The 26,773-nt window shown below is 59.3% G+C and carries 16 protein-coding genes and 1 pseudogene; 10 read left to right on the top strand and 7 right to left on the bottom strand.

Annotated elements, in window-relative coordinates; genetic code table 11:
- The first annotated feature begins 45 nt into the window (after positions 1 to 45).
- Positions 46 to 1,554, top strand: a complete 1,509-nt coding sequence (locus tag KGB25_RS12555) for a hypothetical protein (protein WP_223435082.1) — start codon at positions 46 to 48, stop codon at positions 1,552 to 1,554.
- Positions 1,555 to 1,615: 61 nt separating this feature from the next.
- On the opposite strand, the gene KGB25_RS12550 is transcribed toward KGB25_RS12555, so the two are convergent.
- From KGB25_RS12550 to KGB25_RS12535, 3 genes are all read right to left on the bottom strand, one after another.
- Positions 1,616 to 3,898, bottom strand: a complete 2,283-nt coding sequence (locus KGB25_RS12550; RefSeq protein WP_223435081.1) for an autotransporter outer membrane beta-barrel domain-containing protein — start codon at positions 3,896 to 3,898, stop codon at positions 1,616 to 1,618.
- A 212-nt stretch (positions 3,899 to 4,110) separates the two neighbouring features.
- Positions 4,111 to 6,099: a hypothetical protein gene (locus KGB25_RS12545; RefSeq protein WP_223435080.1), complete on the bottom strand. Its 1,989-nt coding sequence runs from the start codon at positions 6,097 to 6,099 to the stop codon at positions 4,111 to 4,113.
- A gap of 330 nt (positions 6,100 to 6,429) precedes the next feature.
- Positions 6,430 to 12,438 (bottom strand): retention module-containing protein, encoded by a 6,009-nt coding sequence (locus KGB25_RS12535; RefSeq protein ID WP_223435079.1) that lies wholly within the window; start codon positions 12,436 to 12,438, stop codon positions 6,430 to 6,432.
- 590 nt (positions 12,439 to 13,028) lie between these two features.
- Here KGB25_RS12535 and KGB25_RS12530 point away from each other — a divergent pair.
- From KGB25_RS12530 to KGB25_RS12520, 3 genes are read left to right on the top strand one after another with little or no spacing between them, the layout of a single operon-like run.
- On the top strand, positions 13,029 to 14,387 hold the full coding sequence (locus KGB25_RS12530; protein ID WP_008040966.1) for a TolC family outer membrane protein: 1,359 nt from the start codon (positions 13,029 to 13,031) through the stop codon (positions 14,385 to 14,387).
- Between the two features lie 18 nt (positions 14,388 to 14,405).
- A complete protein-coding gene (locus KGB25_RS12525) occupies positions 14,406 to 16,565 on the top strand; it encodes a type I secretion system permease/ATPase (protein WP_192420868.1) in 2,160 nt (719 codons plus the stop codon).
- Between the two features lie 10 nt (positions 16,566 to 16,575).
- The gene (locus tag KGB25_RS12520; protein ID WP_008034253.1) at positions 16,576 to 17,931 is read left to right on the top strand and encodes an HlyD family type I secretion periplasmic adaptor subunit; all 1,356 of its coding nucleotides are present in this window, start codon (positions 16,576 to 16,578) and stop codon (positions 17,929 to 17,931) included.
- Between the two features lie 137 nt (positions 17,932 to 18,068).
- Here KGB25_RS12520 and KGB25_RS12515 read toward each other — a convergent pair whose 3' ends face one another.
- Positions 18,069 to 18,665 carry a tRNA-uridine aminocarboxypropyltransferase gene (locus KGB25_RS12515; protein ID WP_008040967.1) on the bottom strand — a complete coding sequence of 199 codons (597 nt, stop codon included), beginning with the start codon at positions 18,663 to 18,665 and terminating at the stop codon, positions 18,069 to 18,071.
- 4 nt (positions 18,666 to 18,669) lie between these two features.
- On the bottom strand, positions 18,670 to 19,563 hold the full coding sequence (locus KGB25_RS12510) for a LysR family transcriptional regulator (RefSeq protein ID WP_008034255.1): 894 nt from the start codon (positions 19,561 to 19,563) through the stop codon (positions 18,670 to 18,672).
- Between the two features lie 344 nt (positions 19,564 to 19,907).
- On the opposite strand from KGB25_RS12510, the gene speB reads away from it, so the two are divergent.
- From speB to KGB25_RS12480, 6 genes and pseudogenes are all read left to right on the top strand, one after another.
- Positions 19,908 to 20,858 carry an agmatinase gene (speB, locus tag KGB25_RS12505; RefSeq protein WP_008034256.1) on the top strand — a complete coding sequence of 317 codons (951 nt, stop codon included), beginning with the start codon at positions 19,908 to 19,910 and terminating at the stop codon, positions 20,856 to 20,858.
- Between the two features lie 9 nt (positions 20,859 to 20,867).
- The gene (locus KGB25_RS12500; RefSeq protein ID WP_008034257.1) at positions 20,868 to 21,290 is read left to right on the top strand and encodes a YybH family protein; all 423 of its coding nucleotides are present in this window, start codon (positions 20,868 to 20,870) and stop codon (positions 21,288 to 21,290) included.
- A gap of 54 nt (positions 21,291 to 21,344) precedes the next feature.
- Positions 21,345 to 22,856 (top strand): purine-cytosine permease family protein, encoded by a 1,512-nt coding sequence (locus tag KGB25_RS12495; protein WP_008034259.1) that lies wholly within the window; start codon positions 21,345 to 21,347, stop codon positions 22,854 to 22,856.
- A 189-nt stretch (positions 22,857 to 23,045) separates the two neighbouring features.
- A complete protein-coding gene (locus KGB25_RS12490) occupies positions 23,046 to 24,425 on the top strand; it encodes a sodium:solute symporter (RefSeq protein ID WP_008034261.1) in 1,380 nt (459 codons plus the stop codon).
- Positions 24,426 to 24,510: 85 nt separating this feature from the next.
- Complete coding sequence (locus KGB25_RS12485; protein WP_223435078.1) at positions 24,511 to 25,236, top strand: MBL fold metallo-hydrolase; 726 nt, start codon at positions 24,511 to 24,513, stop codon at positions 25,234 to 25,236.
- A gap of 34 nt (positions 25,237 to 25,270) precedes the next feature.
- Positions 25,271 to 25,360, top strand: a pseudogene (locus KGB25_RS12480) (acyl carrier protein); the annotation flags it as partial.
- 93 nt (positions 25,361 to 25,453) lie between these two features.
- On the opposite strand, the gene KGB25_RS30390 reads toward KGB25_RS12480, so the two are convergent.
- Together KGB25_RS30390 and KGB25_RS12475 are read right to left on the bottom strand one after the other, a co-directional pair.
- Complete coding sequence (locus KGB25_RS30390; protein WP_007914492.1) at positions 25,454 to 25,582, bottom strand: PA1414 family protein; 129 nt, start codon at positions 25,580 to 25,582, stop codon at positions 25,454 to 25,456.
- Between the two features lie 183 nt (positions 25,583 to 25,765).
- Positions 25,766 to 26,698, bottom strand: a complete 933-nt coding sequence (locus tag KGB25_RS12475) for a DMT family transporter (RefSeq protein WP_223435077.1) — start codon at positions 26,696 to 26,698, stop codon at positions 25,766 to 25,768.
- Positions 26,699 to 26,773: the final 75 nt, after the last annotated feature.

The following is a 26,773-nucleotide window of genomic DNA, read 5'->3' as shown; positions in this document are numbered from 1 at the left end:
CATTAAATCAATCCGGCACTCACACCAGGACCGGAGTCCATCACCATGACAGCCAGACAACCGAACGTCCCATCGGGCACTGCGCCCGAGGAAACAGATTTGACATTGAGTATCAGAGCCGTCAGGGACTCCAAAAATGTCCTTGTAGGTCAAAACGGCACGACCTCCGATACCTTCTTCACGGTCAGTGGAACCGCTGAGCCGGACAAGCCGATTCTGGTACGGGACGGCTTTTTTGAATTGGCATCCGCCCAAAGCGACGGGGAAGGCCAATGGAAGACCGAGTTATTCGAGGTCAAGGAAGTCAAAAAATACAGCCTGACTGCCATGGGTAATTACGGCAACAAACCTGTTTCCAGCCCACCTCGAACCTTCACCGTGGTCGCCGACGCCCCCATCATCGAGTCCCTGAAAGATGACGAGGGAATAATTGGTGAAGGAGAAACGACCTACTCCTCATCGGTGAGCGTCACAGGTAAAGCCCTCCCGAACCAGAAAGTTCAGGCGTTCAATGGCAGCACACCACTTGAAGAGGCGCCGGTTAACCAAAATGGCGTTTACACACTTGAACTCAAGAATCTGCTGTCAGGCACCTCCTACACCATCACCGTCAAGGCACTCTACGGCGAAGGTAAATCATCCGAACCACGAAACTTCAACGTTGCAGCGGACATCGGCCTGTCTCTCGATGCTGTCGAAGACTCGGACGGCAATCCTGTCAACGAAGGTGACACTACCTCCGACCAAAACCTCACCGTCGTGGGCAAGTGCAGGCCAGGCAAGGATGTTCAACTCCTCGACCACGACGCCCCAGAAGGATTTCCGCCGGCGACCGCCAAGGGTAACGGAGAGTGGGAAATCAAAATCAAACTGGACCCAGGCGTGCATAGCCTGAAAGCCAAAAAACTGTACGGTGACGGGGAAGTAACCCCTACGCCCAGAACCTTTACCGTTAAAGGGGCGGATCTTGTAACGCTGGACACCGTGACTGACACCCATGGAACAACCGTCAATGACGGTGGTTTCACCTATGAGAGCAACCTGATTGCCAAAGGCGAAGGCGAAGCAGGCGAGTACGTCGAGATCTTCAACGGCAACGTCTCTTTAGGTGAGGGGCAAATCGGAGCTGGCGGCTACGAAGTCCCCATCGGCCCGCTGCCACTCGATAATTATCGCCTTGTTGCCAAGGCAAAATACCCCGATGGCGGTGAGTCTGGCCCGTACTCGTTTGAGGTCAGAAAATCCATCGCACCACGCGAAACCCAAGTGCATGATGCCAAAGAGGAAATTATCGATAACGGTAACACCACCTCCAGTTATGTAAGAGTCGGCGGCAAAACCGAACCGCTAGCGTCGGTCAACCTCAAGGTCAACGGGACCGTCGACCCGAAATCAGAGTCGGCCAACGAGGATGGTAATTGGGCGACACTTCTCACCGGATTGACAGTAGGCAGTGCCTATGTGGTCAGTGCCGTTGCTTCCGACGACCATAACGCCGAATCGAATAAAGTAAGGTTCACGCGGGTTTCGGCGAACGGTTCTACCGACAGTTAACAAAGACCATTGTGGCAGTGCAAAAAAAACCGCTTTTAGCGGTTTTTTTTGTCTCACACATTTAAAACTGATAGTTCGCACTGAAGGTGGCAGCCACGGGCTGTTCGACATTTTTACCCTTGGCATAATCGACACCGACACCAAGATGCAGTCTCTCGGACACTGAAACCATCACCCCTGCACCGACTTCGAAACCGCTGCCCGACAGGTTGTTATTGATCGAGTTTCCATTGACCCGCACGTTGTTATCGTTCGATGCAAACTCATGGACCACCGCCACTCGCCCGTATGGACGCACCTGAGTGTCGCCCAGGTTGATGCTTCGACCCGCCATAACGCCGAGCTTTGTGCGCAATGAATGCGTGTCGTCACCCTCAGCGCTCATGCCATTGTCCAAGTAATAGCTTTCTCCCTGGATGATTGCAGCGGATACCTGAACAGAAGGTTTGGCAAACCAGCCATCCCCCAGATCAATTTGGCGCCCCCCTTCTACCATCGCACTCACAGCCGAGTTGTTGTAATCGCCTTCGGCACGTTTGCCATCGCTCATACCGACTTTGGACTCGTTACGGAAATGGTTGAACTTAAGGACGCCATCAACGAAGTAGCCATTGTCCTGATTCCGCCAGCCGAAATAAGGACCGAAGTAGTAACTGTCAACCGTGGCCGAGGTGCCGCCGTTGAGATTCAGATCGGATTTGCTGTATCCCGCCAGCATACCGACAGTCCACGGACTGTCACCCAGTCGGGTATCGGCGCCCAGGGTGAAACCCTGTTGCTCTTGACGATAACCCACACCCATCGAACCGTCGTCAACGTTCCACTTGTTGCCATAAGCTCGTACCCACAGGCCGTGGCGCTTGTCATCCGCCTGCAACTCGCCCATGCGGTTTTCCAGCGACTTCAACTCGCCATAGGACACGGTAAGGGCTGTTTGAAACAATGCCACTACCGATTGAGCACCGGAACTGAGCCGGGTGGTAGGGTTCAGGTAATACTCCGCTTCGCCGGAGGCGTTGGTTCTTTCAGCTAAATCGTATTGCCATGTCCCCACATCGACCCGGCCACCCAACAGCGCGAAATCTGCCTGGTTATTTCCGATCTGCACCAGCGTCAATTGTTGAGGAGACGTCGCGTCCTTGCCCGAAGCGTTGACGGCCAATTCATAGCTGCCAGTGGCCGCGCCGGCTTTCAGCAAGTCACTTTCACCGGTCTGGAAGTTGCCCTGCATGGCAATGATGCCGCTGCCATTGAGCGTACCCACCTCAAGTTGACGATTCGCACGTGGCACGCCAGGCGCACCGAAATTAACCGTGCTGTCGCTCAACGTCAGAGTGTCGATGCGGTCATCGCCAACCATGGTCAGGCTCGAACCGCTGTTAAGGCTCAGGTTGCTGTTGTTCAGGCGTCCGGTGAACGTTGAGCCATTGTTCAAGGTGACATTGGCCGTCGAACCGTTCTCGCGCAGGATATCGCCCTCCATCGAAGCACTATCGAAGGTGAGATTGGCGGTGCTATTGCCAGTCACTTGCACATTGCCTTGCAAGGCGCTGTTCGCAACCCGCATGTTCGCCGTCGAGGCGCCTTCCACTTCAAGTACATTGCCGTTATTGCCAATCAGCGTGGAGTTGTTCAACACCTCGATGCTGGCATCGGTGGCCTGCGCCACAACAATGGCCGCGCCATTGCGACCTCCAACGGTAGAGTTGTCCAGCACCAGGGAAGCATTCCCCACGTTCGCCGGGTCTTTTTTTATCAATACACCCGCAACATCACCGCTGATGCGGGTACCCGCCGTTGCACGCACTGCGCCGCCAAAAATGTCCAGCCCGCGACTGCCTGCGGCCGTTCCCGTCACTTGGCTATTGATCAAGTTGAGAGTACTCAGGCCCGACACTGTGGCGCCAGTTACGGCACCACTGAACTGACTGTCAGTAGCCGTCACCGTAGAGCCCAGGTTCGATCCGTTAGGACGGTTGACCAACAAAGCGGTGGCGTCGGCGGTCACCGTGGTCTGATTGATAGTCGCCGTACTGCTATTGATCGTTACACCGTTGCCGCCGCTATTGCCGTTGACGATCCCACCATTGATCGTCAGGGTAGAACCGCTGGTGACTGTGACACTGTTGGTCGTCGCGCCTGTTACATTTAACGTGCTGTTATTTCTCACCAGATAATCGGTGATTGGCGCCGTGGACGAATCGACATCCAACGTGTTGCCGTTATCAACGATAGTTGCCGCAAACGCTGAACAACTCATCAAAAAAAAAGCCGGCAATGTCGCCAGCGATTTAAAAGCACCTGTACCAGCAGGTACGCGTAAAACTTTGTATTGAGTCGTCATTTGCCTGCACCTTCTCGTGATCCGGTCTCCGTTGGCCAACTGTTGGGAGACACCAAAGGGTGCGGACGATACAGACGCTTCCTACGAAAAAATGTAGGACTAATCTCTTTCGACTACGGAAAATCCGTCAAACCAACCATTGCACGGAACAATAAAAACCATTCCCATCGCTGACAAAAAAGGAGGCACCAAGTGCCTCCTTAAACAAGTCATTAGATTGGGCAGGTCCCCCCACCGATTCGCATCGTTACTTTGGTCGGATCGGATCCTCCCGAGGCCGGTTGCCCATCTATTAACGCCGTATACTTAAGGTCGCCCCAACCGTCATTAGTCACGGCAAACTGCGCATAAGGGATTTTTACAAGGAAGCCATCTCTGGCTTCAACAGTAGACGGTGTTTTTTTCACTGTTACGGTGTTACCCGATATTGCTGGCCCTGGTTTATTTTGCCCGGGGGTGGACAGATCGTTAACATAACCCTGATAGACAAATGAAAGTTCCTGATTTGCCAGTCTAAGTTCGCCACCAGGAACCTCTACTTCAATGACCTTGCCCAGCAATGAATCATCTTTAATCGAACGACACCCTAATGTAGGTCCCCATAGACCGGTAACCGTGTGAAGAAATTTTGGTTTGGGGATAGTAACCGGCACTAGGAAAACATCAACTTCCTGATCTTTTGAACGATTGAAGTTCTCGTTGAGCGAGTGAGTCACATTGTAGTGAACCTTGGTGGCCGGATTGTTTCCGCTTGCTTCAAAAATTTCTGGAGCAATAGTAAAGGTCAACATCGTTGCAGCCGTTTCAGTACCATCCATCGTCCAGACACCACCCTTGCCTCTTACAGGGTCCTCCGGAACGGTAACTCCTTCCACATAAAGCGATACAACATGCCCTGTCTTGAAACCCTCATAAATAAGTACCTGTGCATCCACGCCGGCAACCAGGTCAACAGCCCTGATCTTGTTAGGGTCCGTCGTTACCGTACCTTGCACTGTTACCGGGAAAAGCTTGTCATGCGGAAAACCTGGCAACCCCGGTTTATCCGGATCAATCGGCAGTGGCGAATAGAAGTCAATGTTCAGATCTTTCGGAGTTGGAGTCCTGGGATGTAAAAGTCTGCCTCGCTTGATCTGATAGACAAGCGGAACCGTTTTCGGACCTACATTGCCGTTATGCAGGTATTTATAGGACAGCTGAAGTGGGAACGGAACCTGGGTAATAGGCACATCGATGGGAGTTTGCCCGTCTACGCTCAACAGCAGCCTGTCTTGAGGCAACCAGTTTTCGTAGTTGATTATGGCAGTAACCGGTGTCTGTGCATCCTCGACCAAGATCTGATCATCATCATCGTGCAGTCCAACCAGCAGAGTCTGGTTTTTTGGAGGTTCAGAGAGCACTACATCCAGCAAAAGAAACTCGGATATAAAGCTTTGATTACCTTTACGGTCAAACAGGACGAAAAACAGCGAGAATACGCCCTCTGCAGACCCAATAAATTCCTTGGTCAGTTTTTCGGTAACAGGCAAGATCGAAAGATCGTTGCGTACGATTCTTTCAATGAGTCGGGAGTTGGGTATCGATGAACCATATCGAAACTCAATTTCGTCTCCGATCTTTGCCCCTCCCCACTCTCGGCATGTCAACTTAACAAAGCCATGAGTATCCAGATAGGCCTTGGTAATCGTTAAATCTGCTTCAATTTCAGCCGGAACCCCTACTTTCCCAACAGGGACAGGCGGATCCATATCAATATTGATTTCAAGATCTTCTGTTCTGGCATCATTCGGCCCGTAAGTCTGATGATAAGACAACAAATGCGGCCCCGGAACGTTGATACGCCCCACATTAACTTCAAATTTCATTGGAAATTTTGCAGCAATCTCGTCGGGAGTCAAAGGCGTTACAAAATCCTGGACAGGTCCGAACAGGGTGCCATCCCACTTCAACTGCACAGTGACTCTTTCTGGATCTGGAGAACTGGCATCGGGAAAAAAAGGAACATCCACAACCAGAGGAAACACCCGATCTTTGTACTGGAGCTGTTGACCTGGATCATCGGCGGTCGGACCTAACAACGTAGTATTCGGCAAACCAGGTGGATCATTCGGGGGTGGTTCTTGATTGGCCAGCATCACTCTATTGTTGTACAACCGCTGTTCTTGCGGAGTCAGCACTTTATACTTTTCATAGATAGTCATTTCACAGTTCCTTGTTAACGGGCTTCAACTGCCCAGGATGTGGCGGATCTACGCACGATCAAAAATGACCCGGCGCTTGTTCGGGAAAACAATGTCGTGAAAGGCCAGGGTGACGGCCGACGGGAGTAAAAAATCGATTTGTCGAACTGCTTGAAAAAAACGCTTTCACTCAACCGATGACATGATTTAAAGGCAGTCACCAAAGTCTGGCTACTGTCAGAAATCACAGGTTTTGCTACCGCCGGTCGGACACTTCCCTAAACAACGCACAACAAAAAACCCGCCATCCCTTACACAGGGATGGCGGGTTTTGTTGTTTAAGGTTTCAGGTCACACGGTATCGACCTTCAACGAATGGTCATTCAGCATGCCGTTGATGATGGTCGCCGTATCCGCCCCGGCAATCACCCCACCCGCGCCCGGTGTCACACCGTAATGGCTGGCCAGGTCCACACCGGCCAGGTCGATAGTCTGGTTTGGCGCAGCACCCGCCATGCCGCTGACGTCGATGCTGGTGACCAGTGAATCGCCGCTGCCGGTGACTTTGAAGTGCAGGTAGTCATCCAGCGACGCCGCCGTGCCGTTCTCCCCTTGCAACAGTTGCGACAGGTCGAGTTTGTCGGTGCCTGGCGTGAAGTCGGTAACCACGTCGTGGCCGCTGTTGCCTTTGAGCCACAGGAAGGAGTCGGCACCGGCACCACCGGTGAGGGTGTTGTTGCCGAGGCCGCCGATGAGCACGTCATCGCCGCCGCCACCGTTGAGCACGTCGTTGCCGAGGCCGCCGGTGATGATGTTGTTGTGGCTGTCGCCGGTCAGTTTGTCATCGAAGCTGGAACCGGTGAGGTTTTCGATGGCGGTCAGGGTATCGGTGCCGGCGCCCACAGTGTTTTGCGCGCCAAGCAGGCTCAGATCCACTTTGACCCCGGCGGTGGCGTGGGCGTAGCTCGCGGTGTCGATACCGGTGCCGCCGTCGAGCAGGTCGTTGCCCGCGCCGCTGTAGAGCAAGTCATTGCCGGCGCCACCGTGCAACTCGTTGTTGCCCGCACCGGCGGTGAGCACATCGTTGCCGTCGCCGGCGTTGATCACGTTGTTGCCAGTGCCCGCCACCAGCATGTCGTCACCCGTTGTGCCGGTGAGGGTGTGTCCGTCCTGATAGCTGATGGTCACCGCTGTGCTGTCGTCGACGGCGTAGGCGCCGTGATAGTCCGGGGTGGTGTTGTGGGCGCCGGAGTAGTCGACGGTCAGGGTCAGTTGATAATTTTCCGCGCCCTTGCCGTTGCCATGCCCGCCGTCATCGATGTTGATGATGTGGATCTGGTAGGTGCCGTCTACTGCGGCGGTGATGGTCTGGCCATCACCGATGCCGATGAACGAGCCGCCGTTGACCGAGTACTCCATGCTGACGTGACCGCCCGCCAGGTTGTGATCGAGGTTCAGGGTTTCACCCTGTTTGAGGGTGACGGTGATGTGGTCCTCGTCATTGCTGTTGCTGTTGCTGTTGCTGTTGCTGTTGCTGTTGCTGTTGCTGTTGCTGTTGCTGTTGCTGTTGCTGTTGCTGTTGCTGTTGCCGTTGCCGTTGCCGTTGCCGTTGTTGTTTTTGGCTTCGCCCAACGCTCCGCTGACCACCAGCACCGCGGTCATGGCTGCGGTGTTGGCGACGAATGCGCTGCGCGCGATGGTCACCGATTGAGCGTTGTTGCCGGTGAAGCTGTAGCTCGGGTTGCTGCCGGTAAAGTCCGCACCTTTGACAATCCAGCCAGTGTTGAAGGTGGTTGGCGATACGGTCAGCGGGTTGGCGTTGGCATCGATGTCGTTGGCCAGCAGCACGTCGCCCGGCACCGTGACGTTGCCCGACAGGACGTTGGTGATGATGGTTACGCCATTGTCGCTGACCGCGTTGATGCAGCCGTTGCTGACGTCGATGGTGATGGTCGTGGTGCTTTCGTCACCGTCGTTATCACGCAGGGTGTAGGTGAACACGTCGGTCGCGCCGGGGCCGTTCACGGCATTCGGGGTGCTGTGGTATTCGACGTTGCCCTGGGCGTCCAGGGTCAGGTAACCGTAGGTGCCGTTGATGTGGGTGTTGAGGCCGCCGTTGACCGGGGTCGAAGTGTCCGAGCCGGCGCGCACGCCGACCACACCACCGCCGAGCAAGGGTCCATCGGCGCCGGCGACGTCGTTCCACAGCACGTTGCCGCTGACGGTGCCGCCCTCCACCACCGACGCTGCCTCAGGGTTGGCGTTCGGTGTGTCATCGACGATGTTGACGTTGATCTGTCCGGTCGCGGTGCTGCCGTTGACATCCTTGGCCGTCACATCGAAGTTCTCGGAGATGCTGTCGGCACCACCGGGATTCGGGTGGTCGCTGTCGTAACGCAACGTGTAGCTGTAGCTCACCACGCCGGTCGCCGGGTTGTAACCGGTGATGGTGAAGATCGCGCCGGTATCGGTCTCGCTCGATTGCGGGAAACCTGCCGCCACGCCTGCGGTGACCACGGCGATGCCGCCGACGGTGAGGGTTAGCAGGCCATCCGGCGCGTTGACGTTGAAGGTGCCAGTCTGGGTCAGGGCCGGTGCGTCCGGGTCGGTGCCGTAGGTGAGGTTTTTTTCGTAGACGGTCAGTTCACCGCCATACGCGTCAAGGCCGCTGAGGGTGACCGGGCTGATGCAGCCATTGGTGACGTCGATGGTGATGGTCGTGGTGCTTTCGTCGCCGTCGTTATCACGCAAGGTGTAGGTGAACACGTCGGTCGCACCGGGGCCGTTCACGGCATTCGGGGTGCTGTGGTATTCGACGTTGCCCTGGGCGTCCAGGGTCAGGTAACCGTAGGTGCCGTTGATGTGGGTGTTGAGCCCGCCGTTGACCGGGGTCGAAGTGTCCGAGCCGGCGCGCACGCCGACCACGCCACCGCCGAGCAAGGGACCATCGGCGCCGGCGACGTCGTTCCACAGCACGTTGCCGCTAACGGTGCCGCCCTCCACCACCGACGTTGCCTCAGGGTTGGCGTTCGGCGTGTCATCGACGATGTTGACGTTGATCTGCCCGGTCGCGGTGCTGCCGTTGGCATCCCTGGCCGTCACATCGAAGTGCTCGGAGATGCTGTCGGCACCACCGGGATTCGGGTGGTCGCTGTCGTAACGCAACGTGTAGCTGTAGCTCACCACGCCGGTCGCCGGGTTGTAACCGGTGATGGTGAAGATCGCACCGGTATCGGTCTCGCTCGATTGCGGGAAACCTGCCGCCACGCCGGCAGTGACCACGGCGATGCCGCCGACGGTGAGGGTCAGCAGGCCATCCGGCGCGTTGACGTTGAAGGTGCCGGTCTGGGTCAGGGCCGGTGCGTCCGGGTCGGTGCCGTAGGTGAGGTTTTTTTCGTAGACGGTCAGTTCACCGCCATACGCGTCGAGGCCGCTGAGGGTGACCGGACTGATGCAGCCGTTGCTGACGTCAATGGTGATCGTCGTGGTGCTTTCATCACCGTCGTTATCGCGCAGGGTGTAGGTGAACACGTCGGTCGCACCCGGGCCGTTCACCCCGTTCGGGTAGCTGTGGTATTCGGCGTTGCCCTGGGCGTCCAGGGTCAGGTAGCCGTAGGTGCCGTTGATGTGGGTGTTGAGCCCGCCGTTGACCGGGGTCGAAGTATCCGAGCCGGCGCGCACGCCGACCACGCCACCGCCGAGCAAGGGGCCATCGGCGCCGGCGACGTCATTCCACAGCACGTTGCCGCTGACGGTACCGCCCTCCACCACCGACGTTGTCTCAGGGTTGGCGTTCGGTGTGTCATCGACGATGTTGACGTTGATCTGTCCGGTCGCGGTGCTGCCGTTGACATCCTTGGCCGTCACATCGAAGTTCTCGGAGATGCTGTCGGCACCACCGGGATTCGGGTGGTCGCTGTCGTAACGCAACGTGTAGCTGTAGCTCACCACGCCGGTCGCCGGGTTGTAACCGGTGATGGTGAAGATCGCGCCGGTATCGGTCTCGCTCGATTGCGGGAAACCTGCCGCCACGCCCGCCGTGACCACGGCGATGCCGCCGACGGTGAGGGTTAGCAGGCCATCCGGCGCGTTGACGTTGAAGGTGCCGGTCTGGGTCAGGGCCGGAGCATCCGGGTCGGTGCCGTAGGTGAGGTTTTTTTCGTAGACGGTCAGTTCACCGCCATACGCGTCGAGGCCGCTGAGGGTGACCGGGCTGATGCAGCCATTGGTGACGTCGATGGTGATGGTCGTGGTGCTTTCGTCACCGTCGTTATCACGCAGGGTGTAGGTGAACACGTCGGTCGCGCCGGGGCCGCTCACCCCGTTCGGGTAGCTGTGGTATTCAGCATTTCCCTGGGCGTCCAGGGTCAGGTAACCGTAGGTGCCGTTGATGTGGGTGTTGAGGCCGCCGTTGACCGGGGTCGAGGTGTCCGAGCCGGCGCGCACGCCGACCACGCCACCGCCGAGCAAGGGGCCATCGGCGCCGGCGACGTCATTCCACAGCACGTTGCCGCTGACGGTGCCGCCCTCCACCACCGAGGTCGCGTCGGGGCTGGCGTTCGGTGTGTCATCGACGATGTTGACGTTGATCTGCCCGGTTGCGGTGCTGCCGTCGACATCCTTGGCCACCACGTCGAAGTGCTCGGAGATGCTGTCGGCACCACCGGGATTCGGGTGGTCGCTGTCGTAACGCAGCGTGTAGCTGTAACTCACCACACCGGTGGCCGGGTTGTAACCGGTGATGGTGAAGATCGCACCGGTGTCGGTCTCGCTCGATTGCGGGAAACCTGCCGCCACGCCGGCAGTGACCACGGCGATGCCGCCGACGGTGAGGGTTAGCAAGCCATCCGGCGCGTTGACGTTGAAGGTGCCGGTCTGGGTCAGCGCCGGGGCATCCGGGTCGGTGCCGTAGGTGAGGTTTTTTTCGTAGACGGTCAGTTCACCGCCATACGCGTCGAGGCCGCTGAGGGTGACCGGGCTGATGCAGCCATTGGTGACGTCGATGGTGATGGTCGTGGTGCTTTCGTCACCGTCGTTATCACGCAGGGTGTAGGTGAACACGTCGGTCGCACCGGGGCCGTTCACCCCGTTCGGGTAGCTGTGGTATTCGGCGTTGCCCTGGGCGTCCAGGGTCAGGTAACCGTAGGTGCCGTTGATGTGGGTGTTGAGGCCGCCGTTGACCGGGGTCGAAGTATCCGAGCCGGCGCGCACGCCGACCACGCCACCGCCGAGCAAGGGGCCATCGGCGCCGGCGACGTCGTTCCACAGCACGTTGCCGCTGACGGTGCCGCCCTCCACCACCGAGGTCGCGTCCGGGCTGGCGTTCGGTGTGTCATCGACGATGTTGACGTTGATCTGCCCGGTTGCGGTGCTGCCGTCGACATCCTTGGCCACCACGTCGAAGTGTTCAGAGATGCTGTCGGCACCACCGGGATTCGGGTGGTCGCTGTCGTAACGCAACGTGTAGCTGTAGCTCACCACGCCGGTCGCCGGGTTGTAACCGGTGATGGTGAAGATCGCGCCGGTGTCGGTCTCGCTCGATTGCGGGAAGCCCGCCGCCACGCCCGCCGTGACCACGGCGATGCCGCCGACGGTGAGGGTCAGCAGGCCATCCAGCGCGGTGACGGTGAAGGTGCCGGATTGAGTCAGCGCCGGAGCGTCCGGGTCGGTGCCGTAGGTGAGGTTTTTCTCGTAGACGGTCAGCTCGCCGCCCTCTACGTCGAGGCCATCCAGGGTGACGGGATTGTCTGGATTGTCTGGAGTATCCGGAATGTCCGGACGATCCGGGGTATCCGCCACAATCGGTGCAGCGGTCGCATTGCCGCCATTGTCCGGATCACCGGCGTCCGGATCACCGGCCAGGCGCTCCCGGGGAAATTCGGGAACACCATTGAAGCCCGCAGTGGGAAAACCGACCGTCGGATCGACCCGCCCGGCCACTTCCTCCAGCAGCACAAAACTATGGCCGCCACCCAATGCACCGCCGGGCGCACCCGGTGTGCCCGGCCCCGCCGCGGTCGCTTCAGCGGTTTGGGTCGGGTCGTCGCCCGCCGCGATGGCTTTTTGCACTCGCTCGACATCTGACAGTTGAGCCTGAGTCGGCGTAGTCGCTTCAGGTGTATTCACATGGGAGGCGTGATCCACCAGCAACTGAGGGTTCATTTGCAGACTGCTGCCACGCCCGAGCGTCAGTTCCTGGCCATTTTGCAGGTGCACCGCCACCGCGCCTTCGGCCCCGGTGATCAGTTGATCGCCGGCAAACAGCCGGTCCCCCTCGATCAGCACACGCCGGGTACCGTCGCTCCCCTGGGCGAACACCTGACCAATGACCTTACTGACGATACCGATGAGCGTAGCCATGTGCACTTCCTCCGCTGCCGACTGCCGTCGGCATCCTGTTGTTTGCGAAGAACGTGCTCATGGGTAAAGCGGTGGCCAGCGAGCCTCTTCCGGGGAGCAGCTCGTCAACACCAAGCCACTGCCCTGGCGACTATCTCGCCAAGCGTGTCGCTCACGGGCGACGTGTCCGCTACGGAATAAAACCCTCTGCAATCAAAGGCATCGGGATCCTGTTCGGTAACACCTCGTCCAGTGAGCGATGCGTAACGGTTCTGAACCAACCAAGTGACAAAAAACCGTCACCAAGAAAACCGTTTCGCGTCCCTCCCCTCCAGCACTTCTACGCCCTAGTCGATATGTGGGCGGAACTTTCCTTTTGCCCTTTCGAGCGCCCTAACGCTCATAAATCAAGGGCTTTCGACGTGAACAATGTGCTGGATTTTGCAGAGCGCATAAGTTTTTTTTGGCATAACCCTTATGAGAAATCCTTCTTAGATTCCTCCCAGAATGTTCTTAGCTCTGTTGTAAAGAGCATGAAACGGTTTCACCTATAAATGTCGTCAAATAATTGGCGACTAATAAGCACCATTAGGACTCAGGGAGATGTACCCATGCGCCGATTGAACCCCATCTGCAGTGCGATTCTATTGGCGATGGCCTGTACTTCTCAGGCTCACGCCATGTCACTGACCGAGGCGATCCAGAGCACCATTGCGACCCACCCGGAACTGGCGTCGCGGGTGGACAGCCGCCTGTCGGCCGATGAAGACGTGAAAGTCGCCAAGGGGGGCTTTTATCCTTCCGTGGACCTGAACGCCTCGTACGGGCGCGGGTACAGCGATAACACCAACACCCGGGCCTTCGGCAATCACCACACGGAAATCCTGAATTACACCCAATCGGAACTGCGTCTGCGGCAGATGCTGTTCGATGGCTTCAACACGGCCAACGAAGTCGAGCGCACCAAAGGCGTGGTTAATTCACGGGCCTATTACGCGCAGGGCACCGCTCAGGACCTGGCCCTGCGCACCATCGAGGTCTACCTCGAAGTGCTCAAGCGCCGCGAACTGGTGACACTGGCCAAGAACAACCTGCAAGCCCACCTGCGCGTCAACGACCAGATCGGCCTGCGCACCCAGCGCGGGATCGGCAGCACCGCTGACGCCGACCAGTCCGTGGCGCGTCGGGCACTCGCGGAAAACAACCTCGACACCGCCGAAGTCGATCTGGCCGATGCCGAAGCGAATTTCTACGCCGTCACAGGGCGCATGCCCGATGAACTGGAAACGCTACCATCGATTCGCGGCGAATTGCCGGCCACGATCCGGGATGCCCAACAGAGCATGGTCGACAACAACCCGTACCTGAAATCGGCCCAGGCGGATGTGCAATCGGCCGAGAGCCAGTACGAAGTCGCCAAGTCGCCGTTCTACCCACGCTTCGACGCTGAAGCCGCGGTGGGGGCGAATAACAACATCGCCGGTGAAGAAGGCCACGACAACGAATGGCGCGTCGGCGTCGTGATGAACTACAACCTGTTCCGTGGCGGCAGCGACAAGGCGCGACTGGCCTCCGACGCGCACAAGATCAACCAGGCCATGGACATCCGCAACAACGCCCTGCGCCAGCTCAACGAGAACATTCACCTGGCCTGGAACGCCATGGTCAACGCGAAAAAACAAACCCCGACCGCCCGCGAATACGCCGAAACCACCACCCGTGTACGGGCGGCGTATCAGGACCAGTTCGGCCTCGGCCAACGGACCCTGCTTGACGTGCTCGACAGCGAAAACGAACTCTACAACGCCAACCGTCGCTATACCGAAGTGCGCTACACCGAGGAGTTCTCGATGTACCGCGTGCTGGCAAACATGGGCCAGTTGCTGAGCAAACAACGCGTGGTACTGCCCGCCGACGCGATTGCCCAGACCGAAGTGAAAAACGAAGCCCGTTTGCCTGAACTGAAGTAGCGTACTGGAGCGAGCAATGTGACCAGCATGGAATCCGGCAACACTGGTGTCGATCCGCGGCTGAGCTTCGATGACCCGCTTCTGGACGGTCTGTTGATTCTCTGCAAACTTCATGGCGCGACGGTCAGTCGTGCCAGCCTGAGTGCCGGGCTGCCAATGGCACACCAACGCCTGAGCCTGGACCTGCTGCCGCGCGCAGCGGCCCGGGCCAGTTTGCAGGCGCGCTTGTTGCGCCGTGAACTGGACGACATTTCTGCGCTCAACCTGCCGGTGCTGCTGATCCTCGACAACGGTCGCACCGCCGTGCTGCGTCGCTTTGGCGATGATGGCCGCCTGCTGATCCTGCCGAGCGAAGCCGACGGCGGCGAGCAATGGGTCAGCCGTGAAGAGCTGGCCGAAAACTACAGCGGCCAGGCCTTGTTCGCCCGGCCACGGCATGAACTCGAAGACCTGCGTTCGCCTCTGGTGCCGCGTGTGGAGGCGTGGTTTCGCGACACCTTGAAGCTGTCGAAGTGGCTGTACAGCGATGCGATCCTGGCGAGTTTCCTGATCAACCTGCTGGGGCTGATGGTGCCGTTGTTCGTGATGCAGACCTACGACCGCGTGGTGCCGAACCAGGCCACTTCGACCCTGTGGGTGCTGTCCATCGGCTTGCTGATCGGCACCGGTTTCGAGCTGGCGTTACGGGTGGTCCGCGCGCACTTGCTGGACACCGCCGGCAAGAAGACCGACGTGATCCTGTCCGCAACCTTGTTCGAACGCATCACCGGCATGTCGATGAAAGCGCGGCCGGCGACCATCGGCGGTTTCGCCCAGAGCATCCATGACTTCCAGGGCCTGCGCGAATTCCTCACCGCCGTCACCCTGACCAGCCTGATCGACCTGCCCTTCGCCGTGCTGATGCTGGTGGTGATCGGCCTGCTCGGTGGCTGGCTGGTAGTCATTCCGTTGCTCGCGTTTCCGATTACGATCCTGTTCGCAATGGTGATTCAGGTAAGGCTGCGCGACACCGTGCAAAAAAGCCTGACCCTCGGCGCCGAACGCCAGGCGTTGCTGATCGAAACCCTCGGCGGCCTGGAAACCCTCAAGGCCTGCAGCGCCGAAAGCGAGCGCCAGCACAAATGGGAAAGCACCCACGGCGCCCTCACCCGCCTCGACAGCCACGCGCGCAACCTCTCGGCGCTGGCCACCAACGGCACGCTGTTCATCCAGCAGTTCTCCGGCATGGCGACCATCGTCGCCGGGGTCTACAGCATCATCGCCGGCAACCTCAGCGTCGGCGCGCTGGTGGCGACCTACATGCTTGGCAGTCGCGTACTCGCACCGTTGGGGCAGATCGCCGGGCTGATCACGCGCTATCAGCAAGCGCAACTGACGATGAAAAGTACCGATGCGCTGATGGGCCTGCCGCAGGAGCGCGATGCGAAACAGCGGCCATTGGAGCGCACGCAACTGCAAGGCGCCCTCGACGTCAGCGGCGTGACCTTTCGCTACAACGGCCAGAATGCACCAGCGCTGGCCAACATCAGTTTCAGCCTCAAACCCGGTGAGCGGGTCGGCATCATCGGTCGCAGCGGTTCGGGCAAAAGCACCTTGGGGCGACTGGTCATGGGGTTCTATGAACCGGAGGAAGGCCAGTTGCTGCTCGATGGCCTGGACCTGCGGCAACTGGACGTCGCCGACCTGCGCCAGCAGATCGGTTATGTCGCCCATGACCTGCCGTTGCTGGCCGGCAGCCTGCGCGACAACCTGACACTCGGCGCGCGCTACATCAGCGATGCGCGGATGCTGGAAGTGGCCGAACTGACCGGCGTCACCGAGCTCGCGCGTCAACACCCACAAGGGTTTGACCGGCCCGTCGGCGAACGCGGGCAGTTGCTGTCGGGCGGGCAACGCCAAGCCGTATTGCTGGCTCGCGCCTTGTTGCTCGACCCGCCGATCATGCTGCTCGACGAACCCACCAGCGCCATGGACAACAGCAGCGAAGATGTTTTGCGGCAAAAACTTCACGGTTGGGTCCAGGGCAAAACCTTGCTGCTGGTGACCCACCGCACCTCGATGCTCAGCCTGGTGGATCGGCTGGTGGTGCTCGACAACGGGCGGATCGTCGCCGACGGTCCGAAAGAAGCGGTCATCGATGCACTGCGCAAGGGCCGTGTCGGCTCTGCGGCCGTCTAGGAGTCCGCTCATGTCATCGTCACAAAGCTCACGCGGCTACTTCGACAGCTTCAGCAAAAGCGCCGAAAGCGAGTTCATGCCGGAAACGGCCGGCGCTTCGTTGCAGGATTCACCGCGCTGGTCGCGGATCACCGTGTGGCTCGCCGCTGCGTTGATCATCAGCGCCGTGGTCTGGGCCAAATTCGCCGTGTTGCAGGAAGTCACCATGGGCGAAGGCAAGGCGATCCCGTCGAGCAAGGTTCAAGTGATCCAGAACCTGGAGGGCGGCATCGTCACAGAAATCTTCGTGCGCGAAGGGCAAATGGTGAACAAGGGCGACACGTTGCTGCGCCTGGATGACACGCGGTTTCTGTCGAACAAGGGCGAGAGTGAAGCGGATCGTTATGCCTTGACCGCGCAGGTCGAACGCCTGTCTGCCGAGGCCGAGGGACGGCCGTTCAGTTTGTCGCCGGAGGTGATCGCCAAAGCCCCGCAAGTGGCCGAGGACGAGCGCTCGCTGTACGAACAACGGCAACGCCGGTTGGCCAGCGAGCAACGCACGCTGACCGAACAACTGCGGCAGAAAACCCAGGAACTGGCGGAGTTCCGCTCCAAACAGGGGCAATACAGTTCAAGCCTGGCGCTGCTGCAACAGGAAATGAACATGTCCGCGCCACTGGTGGGCACCGGGGCGGTGTCGCCGGTGGAAATCCTGCGGCTCAAACGCAGCGCAGTGGAGATTCGCGGCTCGCTGAATGCCACGACGCTGGCGATTCCTCGCGCCGAGTCGGCGATCAACGAGATCAAAAGCAAGATCGACGAGTCGGAACAAACCTTCCGTTCGGACGCGGCGAAGGAGCTGAATGAGAAACGCACCGAGCTGTCGAAAATCACCGCGTCGAGCATCGCCATCGACGACCGCGTGAGCCGCACCACGGTGGTATCGCCGGTACACGGGATTATCAAAGTGCTGAAGGTCAACACCATCGGCGGCGTGGTCCAGCCGGGCAGCGACATGGTGGAAATCGTGCCCATCGAAGACAACCTGCTGATCGAAGCCAAGGTGCGCCCGCAAGACGTGGCGTTCCTGCATCCGGGGCAGAAAGCGATGGTCAAGTTCAGTGCGTACGACTACACGATTTATGGTGGGTTGAGTGCCAGGCTTGAGTTGATTGGTGCGGACACGATTACTGATGACAAGGGCAACAGCTTCTATCTGATTCAGGTGCGGACCGATAAAAACCACTTGGGCGGGGATGTGAAACCACTGCTGATCATTCCGGGGATGGTGGCGACGGTGGATATCATTACCGGGGAGAAAAGTGTGCTGGATTATCTGCTGAAACCGGTGTTGAAAGCGCGGACGGAGGCGATGCGGGAAAGGTAGTTTTTGCTGAGATTTTCTTTGATTGTTTTACCGTCATCGCGAGCAGGCTCGCTCCCACAGTGATCGCGTTTCTTCTGGAAGAACCCGGTCAACTGTGGGAGCGAGCCTGCTCGCGATGAGGCCTTCAAGTCCAACGATTATTTCGGACCGTGGTTGCGCTGGAAAACCTCCTCCCCCATCGCCGCAATCTGCCCCTCGATCAACGCCTCGAACGGTTTCAATAACGGCTCGAAACTGACAGGCGCTTCCAGCGTCTGCAACGCCTGCACAATCGCCTCCACCGTCGATAACGCCCCCGGCGCTGGCGCCTTGCGCAAGCGATACCGCGACACGCCACCCTCCACCAAAGTCACTCGGGGCAATGCCGCCAGCAACGGATTGAGGTGCAGCATTTTGCGCGCCTTGCGCCAGGTGCCGTCCGGCACCACCAACAAGAGTGGCTCATCGTTTGCGGTGTAAGCCTGCATCGGTTGCGCATCATCGGCCGGAAACAATAATCGCGCCTGATAGCCCGGCTGATTCAATAGCGCCGGCAAATCCTCGAACACCTCACCCACAACCAATTCGGCATTGTTCAACCCCAACGCCGCCAGCCTTGCGGTGTTCAGCGCATGGTTCACTTCGCTCGGATGCTGCAGCAGCAACACCCGAGTGCGGCTGTCGAGGCTCGGGATCAATGGGCACAGGCAGTGGGTTTGCGGGCGCAGGCAGCGCGGGCATTGGATTCTGGACATGGTTTCAAGCCTGATTGAGCTGCGCCTTGAGCAGGTCGCGGAAGGTCTGGATCAACGGTTCGCGGCTGCGGCCCCGGCGCATGATCATCGAAAACGGCGCCTGGTAACCGAACGTCGCCGGCAGCAACACGCGCAAATCACCCTTGTCGGCCCAGGCCTGGGCGTAATGCTCCGGCAGGTAACCGATGTAGGCGCCGGACAGCACCAGAATCAACTGCGCCTCCATACTTTCCACGGTCGCGGCACTGTGCTTGAAGCCGTGGCGCGCCAGTTCGGCCTGGCTCCAATAGCCGCGGCCGACCATGCGCTGCTGAGTGATGACCTGTTCGGGAATGCGCCGCTCGGTGAACAGCGGATGACGGCTGCTGCAATACAGCCAGTGTTGCTCGCGGTACAACGGCATGTAGACCAGCCCGCTCATGCGCGTGGAAAACGCACCGATGGCCAGATCGAGGCGGTTGTCCTGTACGCCGAGTTGCAGCTCGTACGGGCTCATCACCGACAGGTGCAAATGCACGGCCGGGTGTTCCTGGCTGTAGGCGCCGATGGCTTCGGCGAACGGCAAGGCCTTGTCGCTGACGGTAGAGTCGATGACGCCGAGGTTCAGCGTACCGCGCAATTCGCCCTTCAGCGCCGCCGCGTATTGCTCGAAGCCTTCGAGTTCGCCGAGCAGGCGCAGGGTTTCCTGATGGAACAGCTCGCCTTTACTGGTCAGGCTGAAACCGCCGCGCCCGCGATGGCACAGCACCAGGCCGAGGGCCGCTTCGAGCTGGCTCATGTAGGTGCTGATCGCCGAGGTCGAGAGGTTGAGCTCTTGCTGAGCGTTGGCAAACCCCTGATGGCGGACCACGCTGACGAAGATGCGTAATAGTTTCAGGTCGGGTAAAGCGTTGGCCATGGGGGCTCCGTAGCGTGTATCGGTGAGTCCGCGTTGTTTGACGGCGGTTGCTGCGCAACCGATCGCCAGCAAGCTGGCTCCTACAGGGTCGTGCAGCATTGACGATTATGCTCAACCTGTAGGAGCCGGCTTGCCGGCGATTCGGTTGCATGGACAACCCATCCCTCAAGCCGGGAAGTCTATCCCCCCTCCCGCCATTAGTTTAGAAAAATCTGAACTAAGTATTTGTCCGTAGCGATTCTTCCCGGCCACTACATTTCGCAGAATCGGCCCCTAACGGTGCCCGAGCCTCCCCGGTGCGGTGCAACCGACATAAATAAAACAACGACGATGAGGCCCTACCCGTGGACAAGATTCTTCACCAACCACTGGGCGGCAACGAAATGCCGCGCTTCGGCGGCATCGCCACCATGCTCCGACTCCCCCATGTACCTACCGCTGCCGGCCTGGACGCTGCCTTTATCGGCATCCCACTGGACATCGGTACTTCCCTGCGCCCTGGCACCCGTTTCGGGCCGCGTGAAATCCGCGCCGAATCGGTCATGATCCGCCCGTACAACATGGCCACCGGCGCAGCACCGTTCGACTCGCTGTCGGTTGCCGACATCGGCGACATCGCGATCAACACCTTCAACCTGCTCGACGCCGTGCGGATCATCGAAGAGTCCTACGACAACATCCTTGAACACGATGTGATCCCCCTGACCCTCGGCGGCGACCACACCATCACCCTGCCGATCCTGCGTGCCATCCACAAAAAGCACGGCAAGGTCGGCCTGGTGCACATCGACGCTCACGCCGATGTGAACGATCACATGTTCGGCGAGAAAATCGCCCACGGCACCACCTTCCGTCGCGCCGTCGAAGAAGGTCTTCTGGATTGCGACCGTGTAGTGCAAATTGGCCTGCGCGCTCAGGGCTACACCGCCGATGACTTCAACTGGAGCCGCAATCAGGGCTTCCGTGTGGTTCAGGCCGAAGAATGCTGGCACAAATCCCTGGCCCCCCTGATGGCCGAAGTTCGCGAGAAAGTCGGCGGCGGTCCGGTGTACCTGAGCTTCGATATCGACGGTATCGACCCGGCCTGGGCACCTGGCACCGGCACTCCGGAAATCGGCGGCCTGACCACCATTCAGGCAATCGAGATCGTTCGTGGCTGCCAAGGTCTCGACCTGGTCGGTTGCGACCTGGTAGAAGTCTCGCCCGCTTATGACACCACCGGCAACACCTCGCTGCTGGGCGCCAACCTGCTGTACGAAATGCTCTGCGTACTGCCTGGCGTGGCCCACCGCTGAGGATTGATCATGAACGAGCGTGATCAGGTTCTGCACGCTGCCGCCGATCTGGTGGCAGCCTTTGCCCGTAACGATCGCGAAGCCTACTTCGGCGCCTTCAGCTTTGACGCCAGCTTCGTTTTCTACACCCTCGAGCAGCCTCTGCTGTCGCGCGATGCCTATCAGGCGTTGTGGGACACCTGGCGTGCCGAGGATGGCTTCGAGGTGCTGTCGTGCACCTCGAGCAACGCTTTCGTCAGCCTGCAGGGTGACGTCGCGATTTTCATCCATGACGTGGCCACCGAGCTGCGCATGCAAGGGGAGCAACACTTCAGCCAGGAGCGCGAGACGATTGTTTTCAAGAAACAAGCGTCTGGCCAAGAACAACAAGGCCTATGGCTGGCCTGCCACGAACATTTGTCCGCAATGCCGGAAGGGCTGCCAACCCCTTAGCCAAACAGGTGACGCTCACACACGATGAGCGCGCCTTTATGATCGGAGCAGATCATGAATAACAACAACAACGACCAAAGCCTTACGCACATTGAAACCTACGGGGTCGAACAGATCCCGGACAACGAACGCACCGCAGGCCCGACGGACTTGTTCCGGATGATCTTCGGCGGTTCCAATACCTTTGCCACCGCCGTGCTCGGCAGTTTCCCGGTGCTGTTCGGCCTGTCATTCCAGGCGGGCGTCTGGGCGATTGTGCTGGGCGTGTTGCTGGGCTCGCTGATCCTCGCGCCGATGGGCCTGTTCGGCCCGATCAATGGCACCAACAACGCCGTGTCTTCCGGTGCGCACTTCGGCGTGCACGGGCGGATCGTCGGTTCGTTCCTGTCGCTGTTGACCGCTATCGCCTTCTTCTCGCTCTCGGTGTGGAGTTCGGGTGATGCGCTGATCGGTGGCGCAAAACGCCTGATCGGCCTGCCGGAAACCGACCTGACCCTGGGCCTGGCCTACGGTCTGTTCGCGATCCTGGTGCTGACAGTTTGCATCTACGGCTTCCGTTTCCTGCTGTGGGTCAACAAGATCGCGGTGTGGAGCGCCAGCCTGCTGTTCCTGCTGGGCATCTTCGCTTTCGCCGGTCCTTTCGATGTGAACTACGCCGGCACCGTGAGCATGGGCCAACCGGGTTTCTGGGCTGCCTTCATCGGCGCTGCGCTGGTGGCGATGAGCAATCCGATTTCCTTCGGCGCGTTCCTCGGCGACTGGTCGCGTTACATCCCGCGTGAAACCTCCAAGCGCCGGATCATGGCCGCGGTGGTGATCTCGCAGATCGCAACGTTCATCCCGTTCCTGTTCGGCCTCGCCACCGCCACTATCGTAGCGATCAAGGCGCCGGACTACATCGCCGCGAACAACTACGTCGGCGGCCTGCTGGCCGTCTCGCCGAGCTGGTTCTTCCTGCCGGTGTGCCTGATTGCGGTGATCGGCGGCATGTCCACCGGCACCACCTCGCTGTATGGCACCGGGCTGGACATGTCCAGCGTGTTCCCGCGTGTGCTGTCGCGGGTCAAGGCCACCCTGTTGATCGGTGTGATGTCGATTGCCTTTATCTTCATCGGACGCTTTGCGGCAAACCTGGTGCAGAGCGTGTCGACCTTCGCCGTGCTGATCATCACCTGCACCACTCCGTGGATGGTGATCATGATCATCGGCCTGCTGGTGCGCCGCGGCTTCTATTGCCCGGATGACCTGCAAGTGTTCACCCGCGGCGAGAAAGGCGGTCGTTACTGGTTCACCCACGGCTGGAACTGGCGTGGGCTGGGTGCCTGGATCCCGAGTGCATTGGTCGGTTTGTGCTTTGTGAACCTGCCGGGGCAATTCGTGGGTGTACTGGGGAACCTGGCGGATGGCATCGACATCAGCCTGCCGGTAACCCTCGGCCTGGCGTCGCTGGTGTACCTGGCGCTGCTGAGCCTGTTCCCGGAATCGGCTGCGGTGTTCGGCCCGAATGATCCACGCAGCAAGAGCACGGATTCGCTCGGTAAACCGGCGTTGCGACAAGCCGCCTGATTAAACGCATTACCTGTGGCAAACGCATTACCTGTAGGAGCGAGGCTTGCCCGCGAAGAACGATGACGCGGTCTGCCTGACTGTCCGCGGCGCTCCATTCGCGGGCAAGCCTCGCTCCTACAGAGATGGTTTTTCCACAGGGATTGATTTTCGCCTCACCATAAAAAAGACAATCGGAGACACGCCATCATGGCATTGGATTTATTCGTCGTACTCATCTACGCCGCCGCGATGCTGATACTCGGCTACTACGGCATGCGCAAGGCCAAGACCAACGAAGACTTTTTGGTCGCCGGTCGTAACCTCGGCCCAAGCCTGTACATGGGCACCATGGCCGCTACCGTTCTGGGCGGCGCATCTACCGTCGGCACCGTGCGCCTGGGCTACGTCCATGGCATTTCCGGTTTCTGGCTCTGCGCGGCCCTCGGTTGCGGGATCGTGGCGCTGAACCTGTTCCTCGCCAAACCGCTGCTGAAACTGAAAATCTACACCGTTACCCAGGTGCTGGAAAAACGCTACAACCCGATGGCCCGCTCCGCGAGCGCGGTGATCATGCTGGCGTATGCACTGATGATCGGCGTGGTTTCGATCCTGGCCATCGGCACCGTGCTGCAAGTGCTGTTCGACCTGCCGTTCTGGCTGTCGGTATTGGTCGGCGGTGGCGTGGTGGTGATTTATTCGGCGATCGGCGGCATGTGGTCCCTGACCCTGACCGACATCGTCCAGTTCGTCATCAAGACCGTTGGCCTGATGTTCATCCTGTTGCCGATCTGCCTGTACCGCGTCGGCGGCTGGGATCAGTTGGTGGCCAAACTGCCGGAGGCGAGCTTCAGCTTCACCACCATCGGCTGGGACACCATCATCACCTACTTCGTGATCTACTTCTTCGGCATCCTGATCGGTCAGGACATCTGGCAACGGGTGTTCACCGTCAAGACCGCCAAGGTCGCGCAATACGCCGGTACTGCCGCAGGCCTCTACTGCATCATCTACGGTCTGGCGTGCGCCCTGATCGGCATGGCCGCTCACGTACTGATCCCGGATCTGGACAACGTCAACAACGCTTTCGCCGCCATCGTCAAACTGTCGCTGCCTGACGGTATCCGTGGCCTGGTCATCGCCGCTGCACTGGCTGCCATGATGTCCACCGCCAGCGCAGGCCTGTTGGCTGCCGCCACTACTCTGAGCGAAGACCTGCTACCTAAACTGCGTGGCGGTAAACAGTCGAGCCTGAGCCTGAACCGCCTGGTGACGCTGCTGACCGGTATTGTCGTGCTGGGTATCGCCCTGGTGGTGAACGATGTGATCAGCGCCCTGACCCTGGCCTACAACCTGTTGGTCGGCGGCATGCTGATCCCGCTGATGGGTGCGATTTTCTGGAAACGCGCCACTACCGCCGGCGCCATCGCCAGCATGGGCCTGGGCTTCGCAACCGCTCTGCTGTTCATGGTCAAGGACGGTCTGGATGCCAACACCCCGATCTACTACAGCCTGCTCGCAGGTCTGGTGAGCTTCATTGTGGTGAGCCTGATGTCTCGCCGCCCGGCTGCGGTGGCGAACGCCATCTAAGCTTTCTATAACGACTTGATGCTTTCTTCGACGGGTGTGGCGTCGGTTGCCACACCCGTTTTTTTTCGTCTGGAGAAAACCTTTGATGAAGATTGTTTCTCGCGATCAGTGGTTCGAGGTCAAGCAACTCAGCGACGGCATCCGTCTGATTCACGAGCCTTACATCCGTCCCTTCTACCGCTGCAACCTCTGGCACATTCAGGGCCGTGAAAAGGACCTGCTGCTGGACAGCGGCTCCGGTTTGGTGAGCCTGCGCGAGCAACTGCCGTGGATTACCGAACGGCCATTGGTGGCGGTGGCCAGTCATTGCCATTTCGACCACATCGCCGGCCATCACGAATTTGCCGAACGCCTGGTGCATCCGGCCGAGGCCGACATCCTGGCGGCACCTGACGGCGAAAACGATTTGAGCCGGGCATTCGTCGGCGACGATATGTTCGAGGCGCATCCTGATTGCCCGCTGTGCTACGCCGAGTACCGGGTCAAAGCCGCGCCGGCCACGGGAATGATCGAGGAAGGTGACGTGCTGGATCTGGGCAATCGCGTATTGCAGGTGCTGCACACGCCAGGACATTCACCGGGCGGCATCAGCCTGTATGAAGCGGCGACCGAAACCCTGTTCAGCGGCGACATCATCTACGACGGGCCGCTGATCGAAGACGCTTACCATTCCAACCTCAACGACTACGCGCGCAGTCTGCAGCGCTTGCGTGAGTTGCCGATCCGCACCGTGCATGGCGGGCATTTCGGCAGTTTTTCCGGGGAACATCTGCGCACGATGATTGATGAGTGGCAGCGCTCGCATGGCTGAAGCCTGCTGTACTCGACACCAGGGAAAACAACAGGCATTTAGCGCCGAAGAAGAGCGGATGCTCAAAATCGCCAGGACGGCGAATGATCTGAGTCGGTTTTTGATGGAGATCGGGCGACACTGATTTCGCCCGACTTTTGAATTTACACCTGCTACGCAGCCGAATGCAGCCGTCGACAGCTGCTACAACACGGCTGCGGTGTTCCAGACCTTGACGTTACCGACGACGCTGCTGGCGTCGACGCTGTTCATCGTCAGTGCGAATAGGCACAGGTTGCAGAGGCGGTTCGATCAAACCGAGTGCGACACCCAGGTCATGCAGCCAGTTTTGAATTTTCTCTTTCATGGTGCCCCCTTCAGGGTAGTGCCGAGCGGCTGAAATTCTGTAGCCCCTTCGCACTGATAATAGTCCGAAGTCCTACGAAATGCTCGGCAAAATCCGCAATGATCTGTTACTGAATTGATCAAAATACCTGACCATTAGCTCAGGCAATCGCCTGGGCCTGGATCGACACCCTGGGTTGACCGGTCACTGCTGGCCAAGGGCTTTGCGCAAACGACGGCGCACCCACTGCTCAGCGCTGACAAACGTAATGCCGAGCAGCACCAGCACGGCACCGATGACAAAGTTGAGACTCAGCGCCTCACCCAGCAACACCACACCGAACGTGACACCGAACAACGGCGTCATGAACGAAAACACCGCGAGGTTCGCCGCCAGATACCGGCGCAACAGCCAAAACCACGTCAGGTAACTGAAAAACGAGACCACCAGCCCCTGGAACAACACGCTGGCCACGGCCACGGTGGTCAGACTGACGTGGGTAACCTGGCCGCTGAGCATCGCGATCAGCAGCAGGCCGACGAAACCGACAATCAACTGATAGAACAACGTGAGCGTCACTGGCGCTTCCGACAGGCGCGAGGCCCGCACCACGACCGTGGTAGCCCCCCAGGAGGCACCGGCCAATACGCCCAGCGCATCGCCCATCAACATGCGGTGATCGAGGTTGTCCCAGGACACCCCGCCGGCAAACGCGATGGCAATCCCGACAAACGCCAGAAAAATCCCCAACCATTGCACCGGTCTTAAACGCTCACTCGGCAACAGCCAGTGCACGCCCAACGCGGTGAAGATCGGCGCCGTGTAAAGGAACACCGACATGTGTGCGGCCGTGGTCAGCTGCAAGCCTTCGGAAATGAAGAAAAATTCCAGTCCAAACAGCGCGCCGGCCAGTAATCCACCGCGCCACGTATGGCTGACCTGATCCCAACCGCCCTTCCAGCAGATCAGCAATCCTACAAGCAACGCAGAAATGCCTGACCGACCGGCCGCCTGCATGACCGGCGCGATGTCCGGCGCCGCCCACTTGATCATGACTTGCTGTACGCCCCAGATCAGGCACAACCCGACCATCACTTGCAGGGCAAACCCATCGGCGCTACGCCGGCTGGCGCTCACCGGAACACCTCGACAATACAATCCATGGCAGTGACTCACAGTAGAAAGCAAAGCCCCGACTCAAGGTCGGGGCAA

The organism is Pseudomonas sp. BF-RE-21, assembly GCF_019947305.1.
GTDB classification, from domain to species: Bacteria; Pseudomonadota; Gammaproteobacteria; order Pseudomonadales; family Pseudomonadaceae; genus Aquipseudomonas; species Aquipseudomonas migulae.
This window is presented reverse-complemented; position numbering and strand designations above follow the sequence as displayed.

Excerpts from the sequence above, each read along its gene's own strand:
- KGB25_RS12510 (WP_008034255.1), bottom strand. The coding sequence starts at position 19,563 with ATGGCCAACGCTTTACCCGACCTGAAACTATTACGCATCTTCGTCAGC.
- KGB25_RS30390 (WP_007914492.1), bottom strand. The coding sequence starts at position 25,582 with ATGAAAGAGAAAATTCAAAACTGGCTGCATGACCTGGGTGTCGCACTC.
- KGB25_RS12490 (WP_008034261.1), top strand. The coding sequence starts at position 23,046 with ATGGCATTGGATTTATTCGTCGTACTCATCTACGCCGCCGCGATGCTG.
- KGB25_RS12535 (WP_223435079.1), bottom strand. The coding sequence starts at position 12,438 with ATGGCTACGCTCATCGGTATCGTCAGTAAGGTCATTGGTCAGGTGTTC.
- KGB25_RS12500 (WP_008034257.1), top strand. The coding sequence starts at position 20,868 with ATGAACGAGCGTGATCAGGTTCTGCACGCTGCCGCCGATCTGGTGGCA.
- KGB25_RS12530 (WP_008040966.1), top strand. The coding sequence starts at position 13,029 with ATGCGCCGATTGAACCCCATCTGCAGTGCGATTCTATTGGCGATGGCC.
- KGB25_RS12515 (WP_008040967.1), bottom strand. The coding sequence starts at position 18,665 with ATGTCCAGAATCCAATGCCCGCGCTGCCTGCGCCCGCAAACCCACTGC.
- KGB25_RS12495 (WP_008034259.1), top strand. The coding sequence starts at position 21,345 with ATGAATAACAACAACAACGACCAAAGCCTTACGCACATTGAAACCTAC.
- KGB25_RS12545 (WP_223435080.1), bottom strand. The coding sequence starts at position 6,099 with ATGACTATCTATGAAAAGTATAAAGTGCTGACTCCGCAAGAACAGCGG.
- KGB25_RS12520 (WP_008034253.1), top strand. The coding sequence starts at position 16,576 with ATGTCATCGTCACAAAGCTCACGCGGCTACTTCGACAGCTTCAGCAAA.
- KGB25_RS12485 (WP_223435078.1), top strand. The coding sequence starts at position 24,511 with ATGAAGATTGTTTCTCGCGATCAGTGGTTCGAGGTCAAGCAACTCAGC.
- KGB25_RS12550 (WP_223435081.1), bottom strand. The coding sequence starts at position 3,898 with ATGACGACTCAATACAAAGTTTTACGCGTACCTGCTGGTACAGGTGCT.
- KGB25_RS12555 (WP_223435082.1), top strand. The coding sequence starts at position 46 with ATGACAGCCAGACAACCGAACGTCCCATCGGGCACTGCGCCCGAGGAA.